The sequence below is a fragment of the Kosmotoga sp. genome, from assembly GCF_982836095.1.
Map to the genome: position 1 here is coordinate 13473 of NZ_CEYIHJ010000007.1, position 15631 is coordinate 29103.

The 15631-nt window shown below is 44.1% G+C and carries 20 protein-coding genes; all 20 read right to left on the minus strand.

Features of this window, described 5'->3' with window-relative positions; translation table 11 throughout:
- On the minus strand, nucleotides 1–201 hold the full coding sequence (gene rpmC, locus AC3LHT_RS01185; RefSeq protein WP_290645979.1) for a 50S ribosomal protein L29: 201 nt from the start codon (nucleotides 199–201) through the stop codon (nucleotides 1–3).
- Nucleotides 201–626, minus strand: a complete 426-nt coding sequence (gene rplP, locus AC3LHT_RS01190; protein WP_290645977.1) for a 50S ribosomal protein L16 — start codon at nucleotides 624–626, stop codon at nucleotides 201–203. The genes rpmC and rplP overlap by 1 nt, the downstream gene beginning before the upstream one ends.
- 30 nt (nucleotides 627–656) lie before the next feature.
- Complete coding sequence (rpsC, locus tag AC3LHT_RS01195; protein ID WP_290645975.1) at nucleotides 657–1286, minus strand: 30S ribosomal protein S3; 630 nt, start codon at nucleotides 1284–1286, stop codon at nucleotides 657–659.
- Complete coding sequence (rplV, locus tag AC3LHT_RS01200) at nucleotides 1287–1742, minus strand: 50S ribosomal protein L22 (RefSeq protein WP_290645973.1); 456 nt, start codon at nucleotides 1740–1742, stop codon at nucleotides 1287–1289.
- 14 nt (nucleotides 1743–1756) lie between these two features.
- Nucleotides 1757–2041, minus strand: coding sequence for a 30S ribosomal protein S19 (gene rpsS / locus AC3LHT_RS01205; RefSeq protein ID WP_290645971.1), 285 nt, complete (start codon nucleotides 2039–2041; stop codon nucleotides 1757–1759).
- A 16-nt stretch (nucleotides 2042–2057) separates the two neighbouring features.
- Entirely contained in the window at nucleotides 2058–2885 is an 828-nt protein-coding gene (gene rplB, locus AC3LHT_RS01210; RefSeq protein WP_290645969.1) for a 50S ribosomal protein L2, read from the minus strand.
- Nucleotides 2886–2901: 16 nt separating this feature from the next.
- Nucleotides 2902–3204 (minus strand): 50S ribosomal protein L23, encoded by a 303-nt coding sequence (gene rplW, locus AC3LHT_RS01215; RefSeq protein ID WP_290645967.1) that lies wholly within the window; start codon nucleotides 3202–3204, stop codon nucleotides 2902–2904.
- Nucleotides 3204–3890, minus strand: coding sequence for a 50S ribosomal protein L4 (gene rplD / locus AC3LHT_RS01220; RefSeq protein ID WP_290645965.1), 687 nt, complete (start codon nucleotides 3888–3890; stop codon nucleotides 3204–3206). Before rplD ends, rplW begins: the two co-directional genes overlap by 1 nt.
- Before the next feature lie 21 nt (nucleotides 3891–3911).
- Nucleotides 3912–4553, minus strand: a complete 642-nt coding sequence (gene rplC / locus AC3LHT_RS01225; RefSeq protein ID WP_290645963.1) for a 50S ribosomal protein L3 — start codon at nucleotides 4551–4553, stop codon at nucleotides 3912–3914.
- A 20-nt stretch (nucleotides 4554–4573) separates the two neighbouring features.
- Nucleotides 4574–4882 carry a 30S ribosomal protein S10 gene (gene rpsJ, locus AC3LHT_RS01230; protein ID WP_290645961.1) on the minus strand — a complete coding sequence of 103 codons (309 nt, stop codon included), beginning with the start codon at nucleotides 4880–4882 and terminating at the stop codon, nucleotides 4574–4576.
- Between the two features lie 60 nt (nucleotides 4883–4942).
- Nucleotides 4943–6142: an elongation factor Tu gene (gene tuf, locus AC3LHT_RS01235; protein WP_290645959.1), complete on the minus strand. Its 1200-nt coding sequence runs from the start codon at nucleotides 6140–6142 to the stop codon at nucleotides 4943–4945.
- A 35-nt stretch (nucleotides 6143–6177) separates the two neighbouring features.
- Complete coding sequence (gene fusA, locus AC3LHT_RS01240) at nucleotides 6178–8244, minus strand: elongation factor G (protein ID WP_488661720.1); 2067 nt, start codon at nucleotides 8242–8244, stop codon at nucleotides 6178–6180.
- Between the two features lie 19 nt (nucleotides 8245–8263).
- Nucleotides 8264–8731, minus strand: a complete 468-nt coding sequence (gene rpsG, locus AC3LHT_RS01245) for a 30S ribosomal protein S7 (RefSeq protein ID WP_290645955.1) — start codon at nucleotides 8729–8731, stop codon at nucleotides 8264–8266.
- 15 nt (nucleotides 8732–8746) lie between these two features.
- Entirely contained in the window at nucleotides 8747–9121 is a 375-nt protein-coding gene (gene rpsL / locus AC3LHT_RS01250; protein WP_488661721.1) for a 30S ribosomal protein S12, read from the minus strand.
- Nucleotides 9122–9239: 118 nt separating this feature from the next.
- Nucleotides 9240–10169: a hypothetical protein gene (locus tag AC3LHT_RS01255; protein WP_290645951.1), complete on the minus strand. Its 930-nt coding sequence runs from the start codon at nucleotides 10167–10169 to the stop codon at nucleotides 9240–9242.
- Nucleotides 10166–11869, minus strand: a complete 1704-nt coding sequence (locus tag AC3LHT_RS01260) for a penicillin-binding protein (protein ID WP_488661722.1) — start codon at nucleotides 11867–11869, stop codon at nucleotides 10166–10168. Before AC3LHT_RS01260 ends, AC3LHT_RS01255 begins: the two co-directional genes overlap by 4 nt.
- A gap of 146 nt (nucleotides 11870–12015) precedes the next feature.
- The gene (locus AC3LHT_RS01265) at nucleotides 12016–12306 is read right to left on the minus strand and encodes a hypothetical protein (protein ID WP_290645947.1); all 291 of its coding nucleotides are present in this window, start codon (nucleotides 12304–12306) and stop codon (nucleotides 12016–12018) included.
- A 15-nt stretch (nucleotides 12307–12321) separates the two neighbouring features.
- The gene (gene rsmH, locus AC3LHT_RS01270) at nucleotides 12322–13224 is read right to left on the minus strand and encodes a 16S rRNA (cytosine(1402)-N(4))-methyltransferase RsmH (RefSeq protein ID WP_488661723.1); all 903 of its coding nucleotides are present in this window, start codon (nucleotides 13222–13224) and stop codon (nucleotides 12322–12324) included.
- Between the two features lie 114 nt (nucleotides 13225–13338).
- Nucleotides 13339–14451, minus strand: coding sequence for a peptide chain release factor 2 (prfB, locus tag AC3LHT_RS01275; RefSeq protein WP_290645943.1), 1113 nt, complete (start codon nucleotides 14449–14451; stop codon nucleotides 13339–13341).
- 19 nt (nucleotides 14452–14470) lie between these two features.
- A partial coding sequence (locus AC3LHT_RS01280) for a preprotein translocase subunit SecA (protein WP_488661724.1) occupies nucleotides 14471–15631 on the minus strand: 1161 nt, incomplete at its 5' end.

The following is a 15631-nucleotide window of genomic DNA, read 5'->3' on the forward strand; positions in this document are numbered from 1 at the left end:
TTACCTCCTTATTCCGAGCTCGCGACCGCGGAGGATTGTTTTGACCCTTGCAATATCTCTCTTTACGAGCTTTATCTGAGAGTGATTCTGTAATTTGTTCATTTCAAGCTGAAATCGCAAATCCAGGAGTTTTCTCTTCAGGTCATCAAGCATCTGCTTGAGCTCTTCATCGGTGTATTTTTGAAGTTCAACTGCCTTCATTAGAGCTCACCTCCTATATGGTACTTCGGAACTATTTTTGTCCGAATCGGAAGCTTTGTTGCCGCATAAGCCAGCGCCTCCTTTGCCAGTTCATCACTAACACCAGCAATTTCAAACATGATCCTACCGGGCTTAACTACGGCTACCCAGCCTTCAACATCGCCTTTTCCTTTACCCATTCTCACCCCGATACCTTTTGAGGTGATGGGCTTGTCTGGGAAAATTCTGATCCAGACTTTACCATTTCTTTTGAGTGTTCTCATTATTGCAATACGGCAAGCTTCTATCTGTTGAGCGGTAATCCAGTGAGGTTCAAGGGCTTTCAAGCCCCAATCTCCGAAATGAACCAATGTTCCTCCTTTGGATTTTCCCCGCATCTTGCCTCTCTGCTGTTTTCTGTATTTTACTCTCTTGGGCATCAACATTACGAAATACCTCCCCTCTTGGGTTCAAGCTCAGTTCCTGATGTCGCCTTTGTATATCCAGACCTTGACACCGATTATACCCATTTTGGTCATGGCGGTAGTGTACCCGTAATCGATATCAGACCTCAATGTCTGGAGAGGAAGTCTCCCTTCAAGGTACCATTCAGTTCTGGCAATATCAGCACCATTAAGTCTACCGGAAACCATGATTTTAATGCCTTTGGCACCTTTTCTCATAGCAGTGAATATGGCGCGTTTCATGGCTCTCTTGTAGGAAGCTCTCTTTTCAATTCTTGCAGCAATATCTTCAGCTACCAGTATCGCATCTATCTCGGGTGTTTTGACTTCCTCTATGTTAAGTTGAAATTGCCGTGTGATCAATTTTTCGAGTTTTGCTCTCAGGGCTTTGACTTCTACGCCTTTTCTACCAATGATCACACCGGGCCTGGCACATTTTATTGTGATAGACACTTTACCGGTTTCCGGTCGTTCTATGTAAATATCAGAAACACCGGCTGCTCGATACCTCTTCTTAATAAAATCACGGATCTTAACATCTTCGATGAGATATTCTTTGTAGTTCTTTTCGTTGATCCAGCGAGCTTTCCAGTCCTTGGTTACACCAAGTCTGAAACCATAAGGATGTACTTTCTGACCCACTTAGTTGTCACCTCGCTCCTGAGGATTTGTAAGTTCCTTTTCCTTTTCGCGGTCTTTCACAGCGAGCCTGATGTGGCTGAACCTCTTCAAAAGAATGTCTGCCCTGCCTCTTCCGCGTGTCCAGAGCCTTTTCATTCTGGGACCATCTTCTACAACGGCCTCACTCACATAGAGGTTGTCAACATCGAGCCCGAAGTTATTCTCCGCATTCGCAACCGCAGACCTCAGAACTTTATAGACAAGTCTCGCGGCTTTCTTCGGGGAGAACTCAAGAATCTGAAAAGCTTCTCCCACATTTTTGCCCCTGATTGCGTTAACCACGTCACGGGCTTTTAGAGGGGAAATTCTCAAATACTTTGCAACTGCTCGTGCCTCTATTACGGGAGTGGAGGCTTTTGCTTCTTTTCGCTGTTTATGAAATACCGATCGTTTTGGTCTTGGTGTGTTTTCGGGCATTTTGAAATCCCTCCTCATTTAACTTGACCCTTTTTAGCTTTCTTATCAGCGTGTCCACCGAATCTTCGAGTAGGTGAAAACTCGCCGAGTCTATGACCAATCATATTCTCTGTGATATATACGGGAATATGCTTCATGCCATTGTAAACAGCAATAGTGTGACCGATCATCTCTGGAGTGATCATAGAAGCCCTGCTCCAGGTTTTGAGGGGCTTTTTTTCGCCCTTTTCGTTCATTTCTCTGATCTTTTTCATCAGTTTTGGGTGTACATATGGACCCTTTTTCTGAGATCTAGACATTCACTGCACCCCCTGTTTAAATTTGGTTCCTGCGTTTGACTATGAGTTTATCGGAAGGCTTCTTGCGTCTTCTGGTTTTGTAACCCTTTGCGGGCATTCCCCATGGACTCTGAGGAATATGACCTTTAGACTTGCCTTCGCCACCACCCATAGGGTGATCTACGGGGTTCATGGTCATACCTCTAACGGTGGGTCTAACCCCAAGCCATCTCTTCCTTCCGGCTTTTCCATGCACCTCATTCGAATGCTCCTCATTTCCAACCATTCCAATAGTTGCCATGCACTTCACTATTACTTTGCGCAGTTCCCCGGAAGGCATTCTCAAAAGAGCGTATCTCCCCTCTTTTGCCATAAGCTGAGCGTAGGTTCCAGCTGATCTTGCAATCTGGCCACCTTTTCCGGGCTGAAATTCTATATTGTGAACGATAGTACCAACAGGAATGTTTTCAAGAGGGAGAGCATTGCCCGCGGTTATTTCGGCTTCAGGCCCATTCATAACGGTATCACCAACTTTAAGGCCTTTAGGCGCAAGAATATATCTCCTTTCGCCATCGGCGTAAACGAGCAATGCTATCCTTGCGGTTCTGTTGGGGTCATATTCAATGGCCTCAACCCTGGCCGGGATACCGAATTTATTTCTCCTGAAGTCGATAATCCTGTACATTCTCTTGTGGCCGCCACCTTGGTGTCTTACTGTAACACGCCCGTGGTGGTTTCGACCAGCCTTTTTCTTCAAGGGCTCTATCAAGGATTTTTCAGGTTCTACTTTCGTCACTTCGCTATAATCAGGCAGAAGGGAAAATCTTCTGCTGGGAGTAACCGGTTTAAATCTTCTAAGACCCATCTTCTACCACCTCACATCAGTGTTGGCCTTCGAGTTCTTTGATGCGATAGCCTTCAACAAGGGTTACTATGGCCTTTCTCCAGGAACGGGTTCTTCCTTCGAGTACCCCTCTTCTCTTAGGCTTACCTTTAACATTGAGCAAGTTGACTTTTTCAACCTTGACGTTGAAAATCTTTTCAATAGCTTCTCTCACATTATATTTTGTAGCGCTTCGATGCACTTCGAAAACATATTTATTGTTTTCGCCAGCCATTACTGATTTTTCCGTTACTATCGGCCTGATTAAAATATCATTGAGAGTGAGTTTGGGATTAGCCATTACCCGAGCACCTCCTCGATCTTGCGGACAAGATCGACCGTTAATACCAACTTCTCATGGTTGAGAATATCGTAAACGTTGAGACCATCTATGTTAGTCGATCTACCGTTTCCGGGATTGTCAGCTATGATTACCTTAACCTCGGGAATATTCTTCCCGGAGAGTTTTACATTCTTGTATTCTTCTCTTTTCCACGGAAGGACAAAGAGTGCTTTCGTGCCCTTTTCAAGTCCGAGGCTTGAAATAACGTTCTTGATTTCCTTAGTTCTCGGGGTCTCAAACTTGAGATCGTCAAGCACGATTAAATTGCCTTCCTGATGTCTGAGACTGAGCGCGTACTTCAACGCCAATTTCTTCATCTTTTTATTGAGCTTTTTTGACCAATCTTTTGGTTTTGGGCCGTGGATAACTCCACCATGTCTCCATAAAGGGTTTCTTGAAGAGCCTGTTCTTGCCCTGCCTGTGTGCTTCTGAACCCATGGTTTTCTTCCACCGCCAGAAACCTCTGCCCTCGTCTTTGTAGATGCAGTACCTGCTCTTCTTGAAGACAGCTGCATATCCACATAACGATGCATCAGGTCAATTTTCTTTTTGTCGCTTAAAACATCATGCCCAAAAATCTCATCTTTAAGTTCAACGGTTCCTACGCTTTTTCCACTAACATCTAGGACGTTCAACTGGGCCATAAATACTCCTCCTTCCAAGCATCATCTTCGGGGCTTCTTCGCGCTCTTTATGATAACGAGCCCGCCCCTCGCTCCTGGGACTGCGCCGTGCACGGCGATGATTCCATTCTCTGCATCGACTTTAATAACTTCCAGATTCTGAACTGTAACTCTCTCGTTGCCATAACGGCCCGGCATTTTCTTACCTTTCCAGATTTTTGCAGGCTCAGTATGATTACCCACAGAGCCTAATTCCCTGTGAAACTTAGAACCATGAGAAGCTTCACCACCGCGGAAGTTCCATCTCTTCATAGCACCGGTAAATCCTCTACCTTTGGTCCAACCTGTAACATCCACAGTCTCACCCTCGGCGAATATACCAGCATCGATGACATCACCAACATTGTACTCATCAGGGTTGTTGATTCTGATTTCCCTCAATACACGATGGGGCTTTACATTAGCCGCTTCGAACTTCTTCAGGAGAGGTTTGGTCAAGAGTTTCTCAGCCCTCTTTTGTGGAAGTTCTTCAAAACCAAGCTGGATTGCATCATATTCACCAGCAGCGGCAGTTTTCTTCTGAATGACCGTGCAGGGACCGGCCTTTATGACTGTTACTCCAAGTGCTTTTCCATCCCTGTAAATTGTGGTCATTCCAAGTTTTCTGCCAATTATACCCTTCATATCTACACCTCCGAAAGTGATTACAATTTAATCTCTACATCTACACCGGCGGGAAGATCGATTTTCATCAGGGAATCGATGGTCTTCGGTGTAGGATCTACGATCTCTATAAGTCTTTTGTGAACGAGTTTTTCAAATTGTTCTCTAGCGTCTTTGTATACATGTGGTGCCGTAATAACAGTGTACAATGTTCTTTCCGTCGGCAACGGCACAGGTCCAGAGACCTTGGCGCTCGTGAGCTTAACGGCCTCTACAATCTTTTTGGCCGACATATCCAAGAGTCTGTGGTCATAAGCCTTTAAGCGGATCCTGATCTTTTGTTTGGCCATGCCTCCAAGTTCCCTCCTTCTAATAATGGAAAGGAGAGGGGAATACCCCTCCCCGCACTCTTACTCGATGATTTCGCTGACGACACCAGCGCCAACTGTTCTTCCGCCTTCACGGACGGCAAATCTCATACCCTTTTCAATGGCAACCGGGTAAATGAGTTCAACAGTCATAACAACGTTGTCACCAGGGATAACCATTTCAACGCCTTCAGGAAGATCTACAAGTTCACCAGTAACGTCGGCTGTTCTAATATAGAACTGGGGTCTGTAACCCTTTGTGAATGGCGTATGTCTTCCGCCTTCTTCCTTCTTCAAAACGTAAATGTTGGCCTTGAACTTCTTATGAGGTGTAATTGAACCAGGCTTTGCAAGAACCTGCCCTCTCTTGACCTCGTCCTTGCCAACGCCTCTAAGGAGACAACCAACGTTGTCGCCCGCGACACCTTCGTCAAGAAGTTTGCGGAACATTTCGACACCGGTTACAACTGTCTTTCTGACATCATATGAGAGACCTATGATTTCAACTTCTTCACCAACACGGATAATGCCACGTTCGACTCTACCGGTAACGACGGTTCCTCTTCCAGTGATTGAGAAGATGTCTTCAATAGGCATAAGGAAGGGTTTGTCGGTATCTCTTTCGGGATCAGGTACGTAGCTATCAACGGCATCCATGAGCTCGTAAATTTTCTGTACCCAGGGGTCATTAGGATCATCGGCTTCAAGAGCCATGAGAGCAGATCCCTTGACAACAGGAACTTCATCTCCAGGGAATTCGTAATTGCTCAGAAGCTCTCTAACTTCTTCTTCAACGAGTTCGACAAGTTCTTCATCGTCAACCATATCAACTTTGTTGATAAAAACAACCATGGCAGGAACGTTAACCTGTCTTGCGAGAAGAACGTGTTCCCTTGTCTGAGGCATGACACCATCAGTAGCAGCTACTACAAGAATAGCTCCGTCCATCTGGGCAGCACCGGTGATCATGTTCTTAATGTAGTCAGCATGTCCCGGACAATCAATGTGAGCATAATGTCTCTTTTCTGTCTGGTATTCGACATGTGTAACATTAATGGTGATACCTCTTGCCTTTTCTTCAGGGGCTTTGTCAATAGCGTCAAAAGGTGTAAAATCGGCAAATCCTTTTTTGGCAAGAGCCTTTGTGATAGCTGCTGTTAATGTCGTTTTACCGTGGTCAATATGACCAATAGTACCGATGTTAAGATGGGGCTTTGTTCGTTCAAACTTTTCTTTTGCCATTTCTGTCCCTCCTCCATTACAATGAGTGGTGTAATTTATGAACCAAGGATTTTTTCCACGATTTTCTCAGGTACTTCCGCATAATGCGAAAATTGTATAACATGCGTGGCCCGTCCCTGAGACAGGGACCTAACCACAGTAGCATAGCCGAAGAGTTCAGATAATGGAACATGAGCTTTTACAATCCTCAAACCTGCTTTGTTCTCAAAGCCTTCGATGCGGGCTCTCCTTGAGTTCAAATCAGCTATAAGATCGCCGAGATACTCTTCAGGGCTGGTGAGTTCAACAACCATGATGGGTTCCATCAACACAGGATTTGCTCTTCGACACGCTTCCCTAAAAGCCATGGATGAAGCGATTTTGAAAGCCATTTCAGATGAGTCAACTTCGTGATATGAACCATCGAGCAAGGAAACTTTCAGATTTACCATGGGATAACCCGCGAGAACGCCAGACATAGCGGCTTCTTTTGCGCCTGCTTCAATGGCGGTAATAAATTCTTTCGGGATAACACCGCCAGCGGTTTTGTCCTCAAATGCAAAATGTTCCTTACAAGGTTCGACTTTGAGAACCACATGTCCATATTGGCCTCTACCACCAGATTGTCTGATGTATTTGCCTTCTGCTTTGGATTCTTCTGTGATAGTCTCCCTATAAGAGACCTGTGGATGTCCAACCCTAAGATTGACGTTGAACTCTCTTTTTATACGTTCTACGACGACCTCAAGATGAAGCTCACCCATACCAGACAAAATCGTTTCATTGGTTTCAGGGTCAACAAAGGTTTTTAGCGATGGATCTTCCTCGGTTAACGCCTGCAAAGCCTTCGATAACTTTGGAAGATCGTTCTTGCTGGCCACTTCTACTGCAATCGAAATAACGGGTTCTGGAAATTCAATCTTCTCCAACAGCACTTTTCTGGCACTGTCCGCAACGATGGTCTCACCAGTCATCGTGTTTTTCATACCAACCATTGCAACGATATCGCCAGCTCTAATGTAATCCACTTCTTCTCTCTGATTGGCATGCATGAACAACAGCCTGGAAACGCGCTCTTTAATACCTTTATTGCAGTTCAAAACATAATTGCCTTTACTAAGAGAACCAGAATAAACCCTGACAAAGGTCACTTTACCAACGTGGGGATCAACCATGATCTTAAAAGCCATAGCGACAAATGAGGCATTTTCATCAGGCGCTATATCCACCTCTTCCTGAGTATCCGGGTCAATACCTTTAACTGGAGGCAGATTTATCGGTGCTGGCAAGTAATCCACTATGGCATCAAGAAGGGGTTGAACCCCTCTGTTTTTGAATGCCGAGCCACACAATACCGGCACAATTTCATTAGCAAGAGTTCCTACCCGGATTGCCGCTTTGAGCCTGTGCTCAGGCACTTCTCCACCACCGAGGTACAATTCCATTATTTCTTCATCGAATTCTGCCACATGGGTTATGAGGTCTTCCCGGGATTCTTCCGCTTTTTCGACAAGTTCAGCTGGTATTTCTTCATAACCGTATTCTGTACCTTCAGGGTTATACCATTTAATCGCTTTCATTTTGACCAGGTCAATAACGCCATCAAATTCACTTTCCGCCCCTATGGGTATCTGAAGGGGAACGGGGTTTGCAAAAAGCCTGTCAACCATACTTTGAACAGCAGCATCAAAATCTGCCCCGATTTTGTCCATCTTATTGATGAAGGCAATTCTCGGAACGCGGTATTTATCTGCTTGACGCCAAACTGTTTCTGACTGAGGCTCGACCCCGGCTTGAGCATCGAAAACAGCGATAGCACCATCAAGAACTCTTAGAGATCTTTCCACTTCAACGGTAAAGTCAACGTGGCCGGGTGTATCAATAATATTTATTCTGTAATCTCGCCAAAAACACGTCGTAGCAGCAGATGTTATGGTAATGCCACGTTCTTTTTCCTGATCCATCCAGTCCATAGTGGCTGTACCATCGTCTACATTTCCGATTTTATATTTTTTTCCGGTATAAAAGAGTATTCTCTCTGTTGTCGTGGTTTTACCGGCATCAATATGCGCCATAATGCCGATATTCCTCACGGCATCTAACCTGGTACGCCTTTCTTTCACAATTTACCTCCTAAAGCGGTTACCATCTAAAGTGAGCATATGCTTTACCCGCTTCGGCCATTCTATGCACGTCTTCTCTCTTCTTCACAGCAGACCCGGTACCATTATAAGCATCTATCAGTTCCATGGCGAGCTTCTCGCTTAAAGGCTTCCCCTTCTTCGATCTGGAAGCGTTGACAATCCAGCGAAGCGCAAGAGAAATTGCTCTATGTTCAGGTACTTCAAATGGAATCTGGTAAGTTGCTCCTCCTACACGTCTCGGTCGAACTTCAAGAAGAGGCCTGACGTTGTTAATTGCTTTTTTGAAAGCCTCCATCGGGGGCTGCTTTGTCCTTTCGGAAAGGAGCTCAATAGCATCATAAACTATTTTTTCGGCTTTGCTCTTCTTTCCATCGATCATAATCCTGTTTATCAATTTCGTCACAAGGATGTCATTGTAAACCGGATCAGGAGCGATCTCTCTTTTTACTGCTCTTCTTCTCCTCATTCAAGGCTACCTCCCTTACTTTTTCGGCCTTTTGGCACCATATCTACTTCTGGACTGTTTCCTGTTGGCTACTCCTTCAGAGTCCAGTGTGCCTCTAATTATCTTGTATCTCACACCGGGAAGGTCTTTTACCCTTCCTCCTCTGACAAGCACGACCGAATGTTCCTGAAGGTTGTGCCCTTCGCCAGGGATATAGGCGGTAACCTCTGTCCCGTTTGAAAGCCTTACCCTCGCAATTTTACGAAGGGCGGAGTTAGGCTTTTTCGGGGTCATCGTGGAAACCCTTACGCAAACACCGCGTTTCTGGGGATTGTTCTCCAGAGCGGGTGATTTTGACTTCTTTTTCACACTCTTTCTGGCGTGTCGTACTAAGTGATTAATGGTGGGCATTAGCTTATAATCCGCCTCCTTTCGACAGTATACCAAAGCCTATTTTACAATGCGGTTCTTACCCTGTCAATCTGAAGCCACAGTTAGCCGGGAGACTTTAATAAAATTTACAGGATATTTACTTTCGGAAGAGGGATAGAAGTTGAAGTAACCCCGATTTGTCGTTCAGATCCCCTTTTTTGTAGGATTCGTCGAGCTTTTGAAGTTCAACAAGCGATTTCCTGAGTTCTTTCGGACTGTAAAGCGCCACCAGATTGGTTCCACCAACTGTACCCGAAAAAGCAAAGCCAGTGAATTTTGCGATTCTTCCGGCTTTGATGCCTGTTATTTTTTCGAGTTTCAGAATGGATTTCCAGTTTCCTGATATGTCGCTGCTAGATGAAAACGCTTCTTTTATAAGTCCCAATTCAAAGAGGAGTTTACTCAGTGAAGAAAGGAGTTGCGGAAACACAACGCCACTTTTTTCTATCTTTCCGATCACAACGCTGCTATTGACATTCTTCAGTATATCCGTGGCTATTTCCTCAGACGTGGTGGCATTCATGATATAACAATAATATTCAACATCCTTTAGCGTGATCTTTCTATTGAGAGCTTTCAACTTTTTTAACTCTGAAAAAAGTATCCATTCCTTTCCACCAAACAGTTCAAACATCTTTTCCACAGCGCTTTTTTCGACATCCACCCCGAGTTTCAGAGCCAGTTCGCTTATGAATCTTTCCCATCCTTTTTTGTCCCAGGATTTTGGGAGTTTGAAGTTCACTTTTTCTGATTCTTCCAGTGCTTCATCCTCTACAAAAAAAGAAAGAGTTGCACCCATTTTTTTTATGAGAGTTACAGCTGCGGTTTTTTCTTGCTTGTTCCAGTTTCTGAACTTTTTCAACCATACTCCGTCGTTTTCAGCAAACATCAGAGAACTCGTTACAGTTCTTTCGAGTTTTGCAAACCGATCAGAGTCATCTGGAAAAATAATTGTCGGACAACTTACCTTGCTCTTTACAAACAACTCTTTGAGTAACTCAGAGTCCCCCAGCAAAGAATATATCATTTCTCTTCCTCCGTGGAAAGCCAGACTTCCATTTCTTCTTCCAAAGGTGTTCCCGCTTCTGGCTGCTGCTTGACAACCCGGCCAGTTCCATGAATTACAATCCGCTCGATTCCAAGTAGCTTCTTGATTTCGTACACATCATGTAAAGTATACCCCATCAGATCGGGTGTTTTCCAGTCGTAGATCTCACGTTTGAATTCTGAAGGTTCTGCTTCAATCCCATAGAGGTTCTTTACAATTTCTGCGAAGATAGGTCCTGCAACTGTTCCTCCGTAAAATTCGCCGGCTCTGGGATTATCTATCATGATAAGCAATGAGTATTGAGGAGACTCTACCGGGAAAAAGCCCCAAAATAAGGAATAATAATCACTATGGCTATACCCCGACTCACCGGCTTTTTGCGCTGTGCCTGTTTTGCCCCCAATTCTTATGCCTTTGACCTGTGCCCTGGTACCAGTGCCACTTGCAACAACAGATTCCAGAACGGGAATCATCGTTTCTACAAGGTTTTTTGAAAATAATCTTGATTCAATCTTTGGAGGAACCTCTATTACCCTGGTAGCATCTGCAGTGGCTTTTACAAATGAAGGAACGAGAAGATTTCCATCCGCTGCGTATGTGTTGAGGGCTCTAAGCAGCTGAAAAGCAGTAACCCCTATTCCCTGCCCGATTGCAAATTGAAACGGAGAAATTAGCGACCAGTCAGAAGGCTTTTGGAAGAGCCCATTTATCTCGCCATAGAGATCCACCCCGGTTTTCCGACCAAAACCTGCTTCTATGAGTTTTTCATAAAATTCGGATTTTCCTATGTTGCTAAGCACAGCGCTTGCAACTTGCGTAGTGGCAACATTGCAAGAATTTCTAATTGCATCTCTAAAAGTTTCAATGCCATGTTTTTCACCTTCGGTATCCCTAATGTATATGTCAAGGCCCTTCACTGGTTGAATTATACCTTCGCAGAGAAAAGTGGAATCCTCGGTTATCGACAATGTTTCAAGAGCGATGCCATAGATGATAGGTTTAATCGTTGATCCAGGTTCAAAAATGCCCATGAGTCCGACATCCCAGTCATAGGTGTTTGCATAGGCGAGAATTTTCCCGGTTTTGCTCTCCATGAGCACGGCTATACCACCATCTGCTTTGTTTTTTTTGACCCCTTTTTCGAGAATTTCGTAAACCATTTTCTGCAAATCGAGATTTATCGAAAGATAAACATCATTTCCATTTTCCGGTTTAGTTTTCAATGTGCCTGAAAGCGTTTTTCTAACAAAACCATCTTTTTTTCCATGCAAAACATTGTCATAGATCTTCTCTATGCCGCTGAGAGGCTTTCCGCTTGCATCAAGGCTTCCAACAATTTTATCGAGTCCGTATTCTTTCAGCGACAGTCGTTCTGTATTTAACTCAATTGAAATGTATTTCCTGATTGCAGGAGTGATTTTCCGAAGCATTTCATCGAGATTCTCGGACTTACCGAGCAACATGAAATACGAATTTGAGGTAAGCTTGCTCAATACTTCTTCTTTTGGGATTTCGAAGTAATAATTGATGTTTTTCAAAAGCAGCTCTAACTCATCTTCAGAAGCGTTCCTTCTGACAAAATCAAGATCAAGCCATGCTTCATAAAGCAGAGAATCATAGGCAAGAAGCCTGCCTTTGGCATCATAAATCGAGCCTCTATGAGCAGGTATTCTGGTCATTTGAGTAACAACCGGAACCTTAAGGTCCGCAAAAACTGCGTAATAGACAACCCTTCCGCTAAATATAGTGGTGATTAAGACTAGCAGTATGAATAGTGTTGAAACACGTCCTGTTAGTTTGCTTATTCGGGTTGCACCTCACTTATTTACTTTTCCGCTCTCACCCCAACCACAGTCTCCAGATATGAAATTTCCCTCGCCATATCGTCGAGTTTTGATTCCATAACTGTTATTTTGGCCGCTTTTTCAATGGCCATCTCATTGTAAATATCTGCTTTGTTACCAAAATGAAGAGGTAAAACTATGGAGACCGTAGTAGCAAGAAAGATGATAATAATCTGAAGCACGGTAACAAAAGGCCATACACCGCTCTGGGTGAGAACCATATCGCGGGTTTCTACCTTTGTTGCCCTCCGCTTCGCTATAATGGATTGCACGAGACGTTCCTCCCTTCAGATCCGCTCCGCTGCCCTCAATTTCGCACTTCTCGCTCGAGGATTTTCTCTTACTTCACTTTCAGACGGTGTTATTGGTTTCTTCGTCAAGATCTTCAACTCAAGGTCCTTTTTCTCCCTAAACGCAATTTTAACCGTCCTATCCTCTAACGAATGAAAGGTGATCGCAACCACTCTTCCACCGGGGTTGAGATATTCAGGAATCTTTAAAAGAGTGTTCCTAATGACCTCCAGCTCTTTGTTGACCTCAATTCTCAAAGCTTGAAATGTTTTTGTCGCAAAATGCCTTTTTCTTCGGTGGCGTTCCTCAGGCGGTAAGGCTGAGCGAATAGCCTCAACTAATTCGAAGGTTGTTTGGATGGGTCTCCGCTTCGCTATGTTCCGGGCTATCCGCCTGGAAAAACGCTTTTCATCACCATACTCGAAAATAACTCTTGCAAGTTCCTGTTCCGAGTACTTGTTTACCACATCCGCTGCTTTGATAGGATTGTCAAGATTCATTCGCATGTCAAGGGGCTCGTCTACTTCGTAGCTAAATCCTCTTCCTTTTGCTTTGAGCTGGTAGGTAGAAACGCCAAGATCGAGCAAAAAACCATCGACCCTGTCAATACCCAATGATTCCAGAACAATGTCGAAATTCAGATAAGAAACATTAAACAAATGTACGTTTCCCTGAATATCCCGTAATTTCCGCTCCGCTAATGCTAAAACCTCAGCGTCCACATCCAAACCAATAACGGTGGATTTTGCCGAGGTTGCTTCAATAATAGCTCTCGTGTGCCCACCTTCACCCAACGTACAATCCACGTAAACGCCATTATCCTTTGTAAGCAAATAATGGAGCGCTTCGTGAACCATCACGCTCCGGTGGGACTCATGGTACTCTCTTGGCAATGTCATTCACTCCGCTCGTATAAAATATTATCACTTTTTACCCGGCAATGTCAAATTTTGTTTAAGAATTTTTTTGACTTCTAAAAACTTCATCAAAAGGCGATTTCAGGATTAGGAATATTAGTCGTCGCTTTTTTCTACTGCGGCAAAGAAAAGCAATTCCTTTTCGATAAAAGTATCGAGTTCTCCATCCATAACAGCCTGAATGTCCCCGGTCTCATGTAAAGTTCTATGATCTTTCACCATGGTATAGGGTTGGAAAACGTACGATCTTATCTGACTTCCCCAGGCAATTTCTTTCTGCTCACCAAGCAATTTCATTTTCTTTTTTCTTTTCTTCTCGAGTTCGAGCTCGAACAGTTTTGCCTTTAAAATCTTCATAGCAGTTGCTTTGTTTTGATGTTGTGAACGCTCATTTTGGCAGGTTACAACGATTCCCGTGGGAAGGTGAGTTATTCTCACGGCGGATTCTGTTCGGTTAACATGTTGTCCTCCCGCGCCACCAGCCCTGTATGTATCAATGCGCAATTCATCTGGTTGTATTTCTATTTCCACATCATCTTCCATTTCAGGGGAAACGCTTACCGAGGCAAAAGAGGTGTGCCTCCTGTGGTTGGCATCAAAAGGGGATATTCTCACCAGCCGATGAACCCCTGATTCGTATTTGAGTTTTCCATATGCGTACGAACCCACAATTTGCACTGTGGCGCTTTTTATTCCAGCTTCATCACCGGGTTGATGTTCTATGACGTTTACTTTGTAGTTGTTCTTTTCGGCCCATCTGGTGTACATGCGCAAAAGCATGGAAGCCCAGTCCTGAGACTCCGTGCCACCAGCTCCCGGATGTATGCTCAAAAAGGCGTTGCTGGCATCATAAGGGGCACTAAGGAGTATGTTTAGCTCGAACTCCCTGACTTTGCGCTCTGCATCTTTGATCAATTCTTCAACCTGTTCAGCGAAACTCTCATCTTCTTCGGCAAGCTCTACCGCAACTTCTATATTTTCAAAGGTTTCTTGAGCCTCGTTGAGAAGCTGAAGTTGACTTCTCAAGGATTGCGCTTCCTGCCCGAGCTTGCCAGCAGCCTTTTGGTCTGACCATATCGAAGGATCAGAGAGCTTTTTCTCTATTTCCATCAGTCTTTTCTTTGTTTTTTCAAGGTCAATTGTAGAGCTCATAGATTTAAACTTCTCTTTGAGCTCGTTTATCCTTGAGTTAGTCTCATAACTAAGCATTACGCACCTCCAATAGCAATTACCTTTTTATCTTAAAACGTTTCTTGTATGCGCTCTTACGTGTACCTTTCTTTTCTGTCGCCTTGCTGGATACGGTTGAAAAATCGGAATGGATATAATTCAAATTGTTTATTTCACTTTTAGCCTTTTTTTCGACTTTTTCGCTATCGATTTTCACGAGGCGTGTCAGAACAGTTACTACATCATCATAAAGACCATCTATCATATCCTGAAAGAGTGTATACGACTCCTTTTTGAATTCTAACACAGGGTCTTTTTGGCCATAAGCCCTCAATCCCACGGAATCTTTCAAATGTTCAATGGCTTCAAGATGTTTTCGCCAGCGTTCATCTATCATCCTCAACATGAGAAATTTGAATACCTTCACGAACTCTTCGGCAAATTCTTTCTTTTTCTCTTCATAAACCTTCAAAAGGGCTTCCATAATCCCTTCACGCAAATTCGCAATATCAGTTGCTTTAACGGAATCGAGCAATCTGGCCGGAATGAAAGGGAAAATTTCCTTCAGCCTTTCTTGCGGTGGCGCTTCTCCCAGTTCGTCCAGTCTTCTGGATATTACATCTTCGAAGATTTCTTTCACATGATCATCGAAGTTTTCACCGCTGAGCAGCCAGTTTCTATGAGCATATATAGCGCTTCTCTGTTTATCTACAACAGAATCCAGTTCATAAAGCCTCTTTCGTATGGAAAAATGAATCCCTTCGATTTTCTTCTGTGCAGAATTTATTATCTTGCTCAGCAGAGGATGTTCTATTGGTTCACCGGGTTTCATTTTCAAAGTATTCATTACGCTTCCTATCTTTTCGCCCCCGAAGAGCCTTATGAGATCGTCTTCCAATGATAGGAAAAACCTCGACTCACCCGGATCCCCCTGTCTGCCGGAACGCCCGATGAGCTGATTGTCAATTCTCCTGCTTTCATGTCTCTCCGTTCCAAGGACAAAAAGTCCGCCAAGTTCTTTGACGCCTTCTCCCAGTTTTATGTCAGTCCCTCTGCCCGCCATATTCGTTGCAATGGTTACTGTCCCTTTTTCTCCGGCTTTTGCAACAATCTCAGCCTCACGTTCGTGACGCTTAGCATTTAGAACTTCGTGAGGAATGCCTTTCTTTCGTAATTTGCTACTGATCAGCTCACTTTTTTCTATCGAGGTTGTACCCAC

Bases quoted from the DNA above. Each gene is read 5' to 3' on its own strand.
- rpmC (WP_290645979.1), bottom strand. From the start codon at position 201: ATGAAGGCAGTTGAACTTCAAAAATACACCGATGAAGAGCTCAAGCAG.
- rplP (WP_290645977.1), bottom strand. From the start codon at position 626: ATGTTGATGCCCAAGAGAGTAAAATACAGAAAACAGCAGAGAGGCAAG.
- rplV (WP_290645973.1), bottom strand. From the start codon at position 1,742: ATGCCCGAAAACACACCAAGACCAAAACGATCGGTATTTCATAAACAG.
- rpsS (WP_290645971.1), bottom strand. From the start codon at position 2,041: ATGTCTAGATCTCAGAAAAAGGGTCCATATGTACACCCAAAACTGATG.
- rplB (WP_290645969.1), bottom strand. From the start codon at position 2,885: ATGGGTCTTAGAAGATTTAAACCGGTTACTCCCAGCAGAAGATTTTCC.
- rplW (WP_290645967.1), bottom strand. From the start codon at position 3,204: ATGGCTAATCCCAAACTCACTCTCAATGATATTTTAATCAGGCCGATA.
- rplD (WP_290645965.1), bottom strand. From the start codon at position 3,890: ATGGCCCAGTTGAACGTCCTAGATGTTAGTGGAAAAAGCGTAGGAACC.
- rplC (WP_290645963.1), bottom strand. From the start codon at position 4,553: ATGAAGGGTATAATTGGCAGAAAACTTGGAATGACCACAATTTACAGG.
- rpsJ (WP_290645961.1), bottom strand. From the start codon at position 4,882: ATGGCCAAACAAAAGATCAGGATCCGCTTAAAGGCTTATGACCACAGA.
- tuf (WP_290645959.1), bottom strand. From the start codon at position 6,142: ATGGCAAAAGAAAAGTTTGAACGAACAAAGCCCCATCTTAACATCGGT.
- rpsG (WP_290645955.1), bottom strand. From the start codon at position 8,731: ATGAGGAGAAGAAGAGCAGTAAAAAGAGAGATCGCTCCTGATCCGGTT.
- rpsL (WP_488661721.1), bottom strand. From the start codon at position 9,121: ATGCCCACCATTAATCACTTAGTACGACACGCCAGAAAGAGTGTGAAA.
- AC3LHT_RS01255 (WP_290645951.1), bottom strand. From the start codon at position 10,169: ATGATATATTCTTTGCTGGGGGACTCTGAGTTACTCAAAGAGTTGTTT.
- AC3LHT_RS01260 (WP_488661722.1), bottom strand. From the start codon at position 11,869: ATGACCAGAATACCTGCTCATAGAGGCTCGATTTATGATGCCAAAGGC.
- rsmH (WP_488661723.1), bottom strand. From the start codon at position 13,224: ATGACATTGCCAAGAGAGTACCATGAGTCCCACCGGAGCGTGATGGTT.
- prfB (WP_290645943.1), bottom strand. From the start codon at position 14,451: ATGCTTAGTTATGAGACTAACTCAAGGATAAACGAGCTCAAAGAGAAG.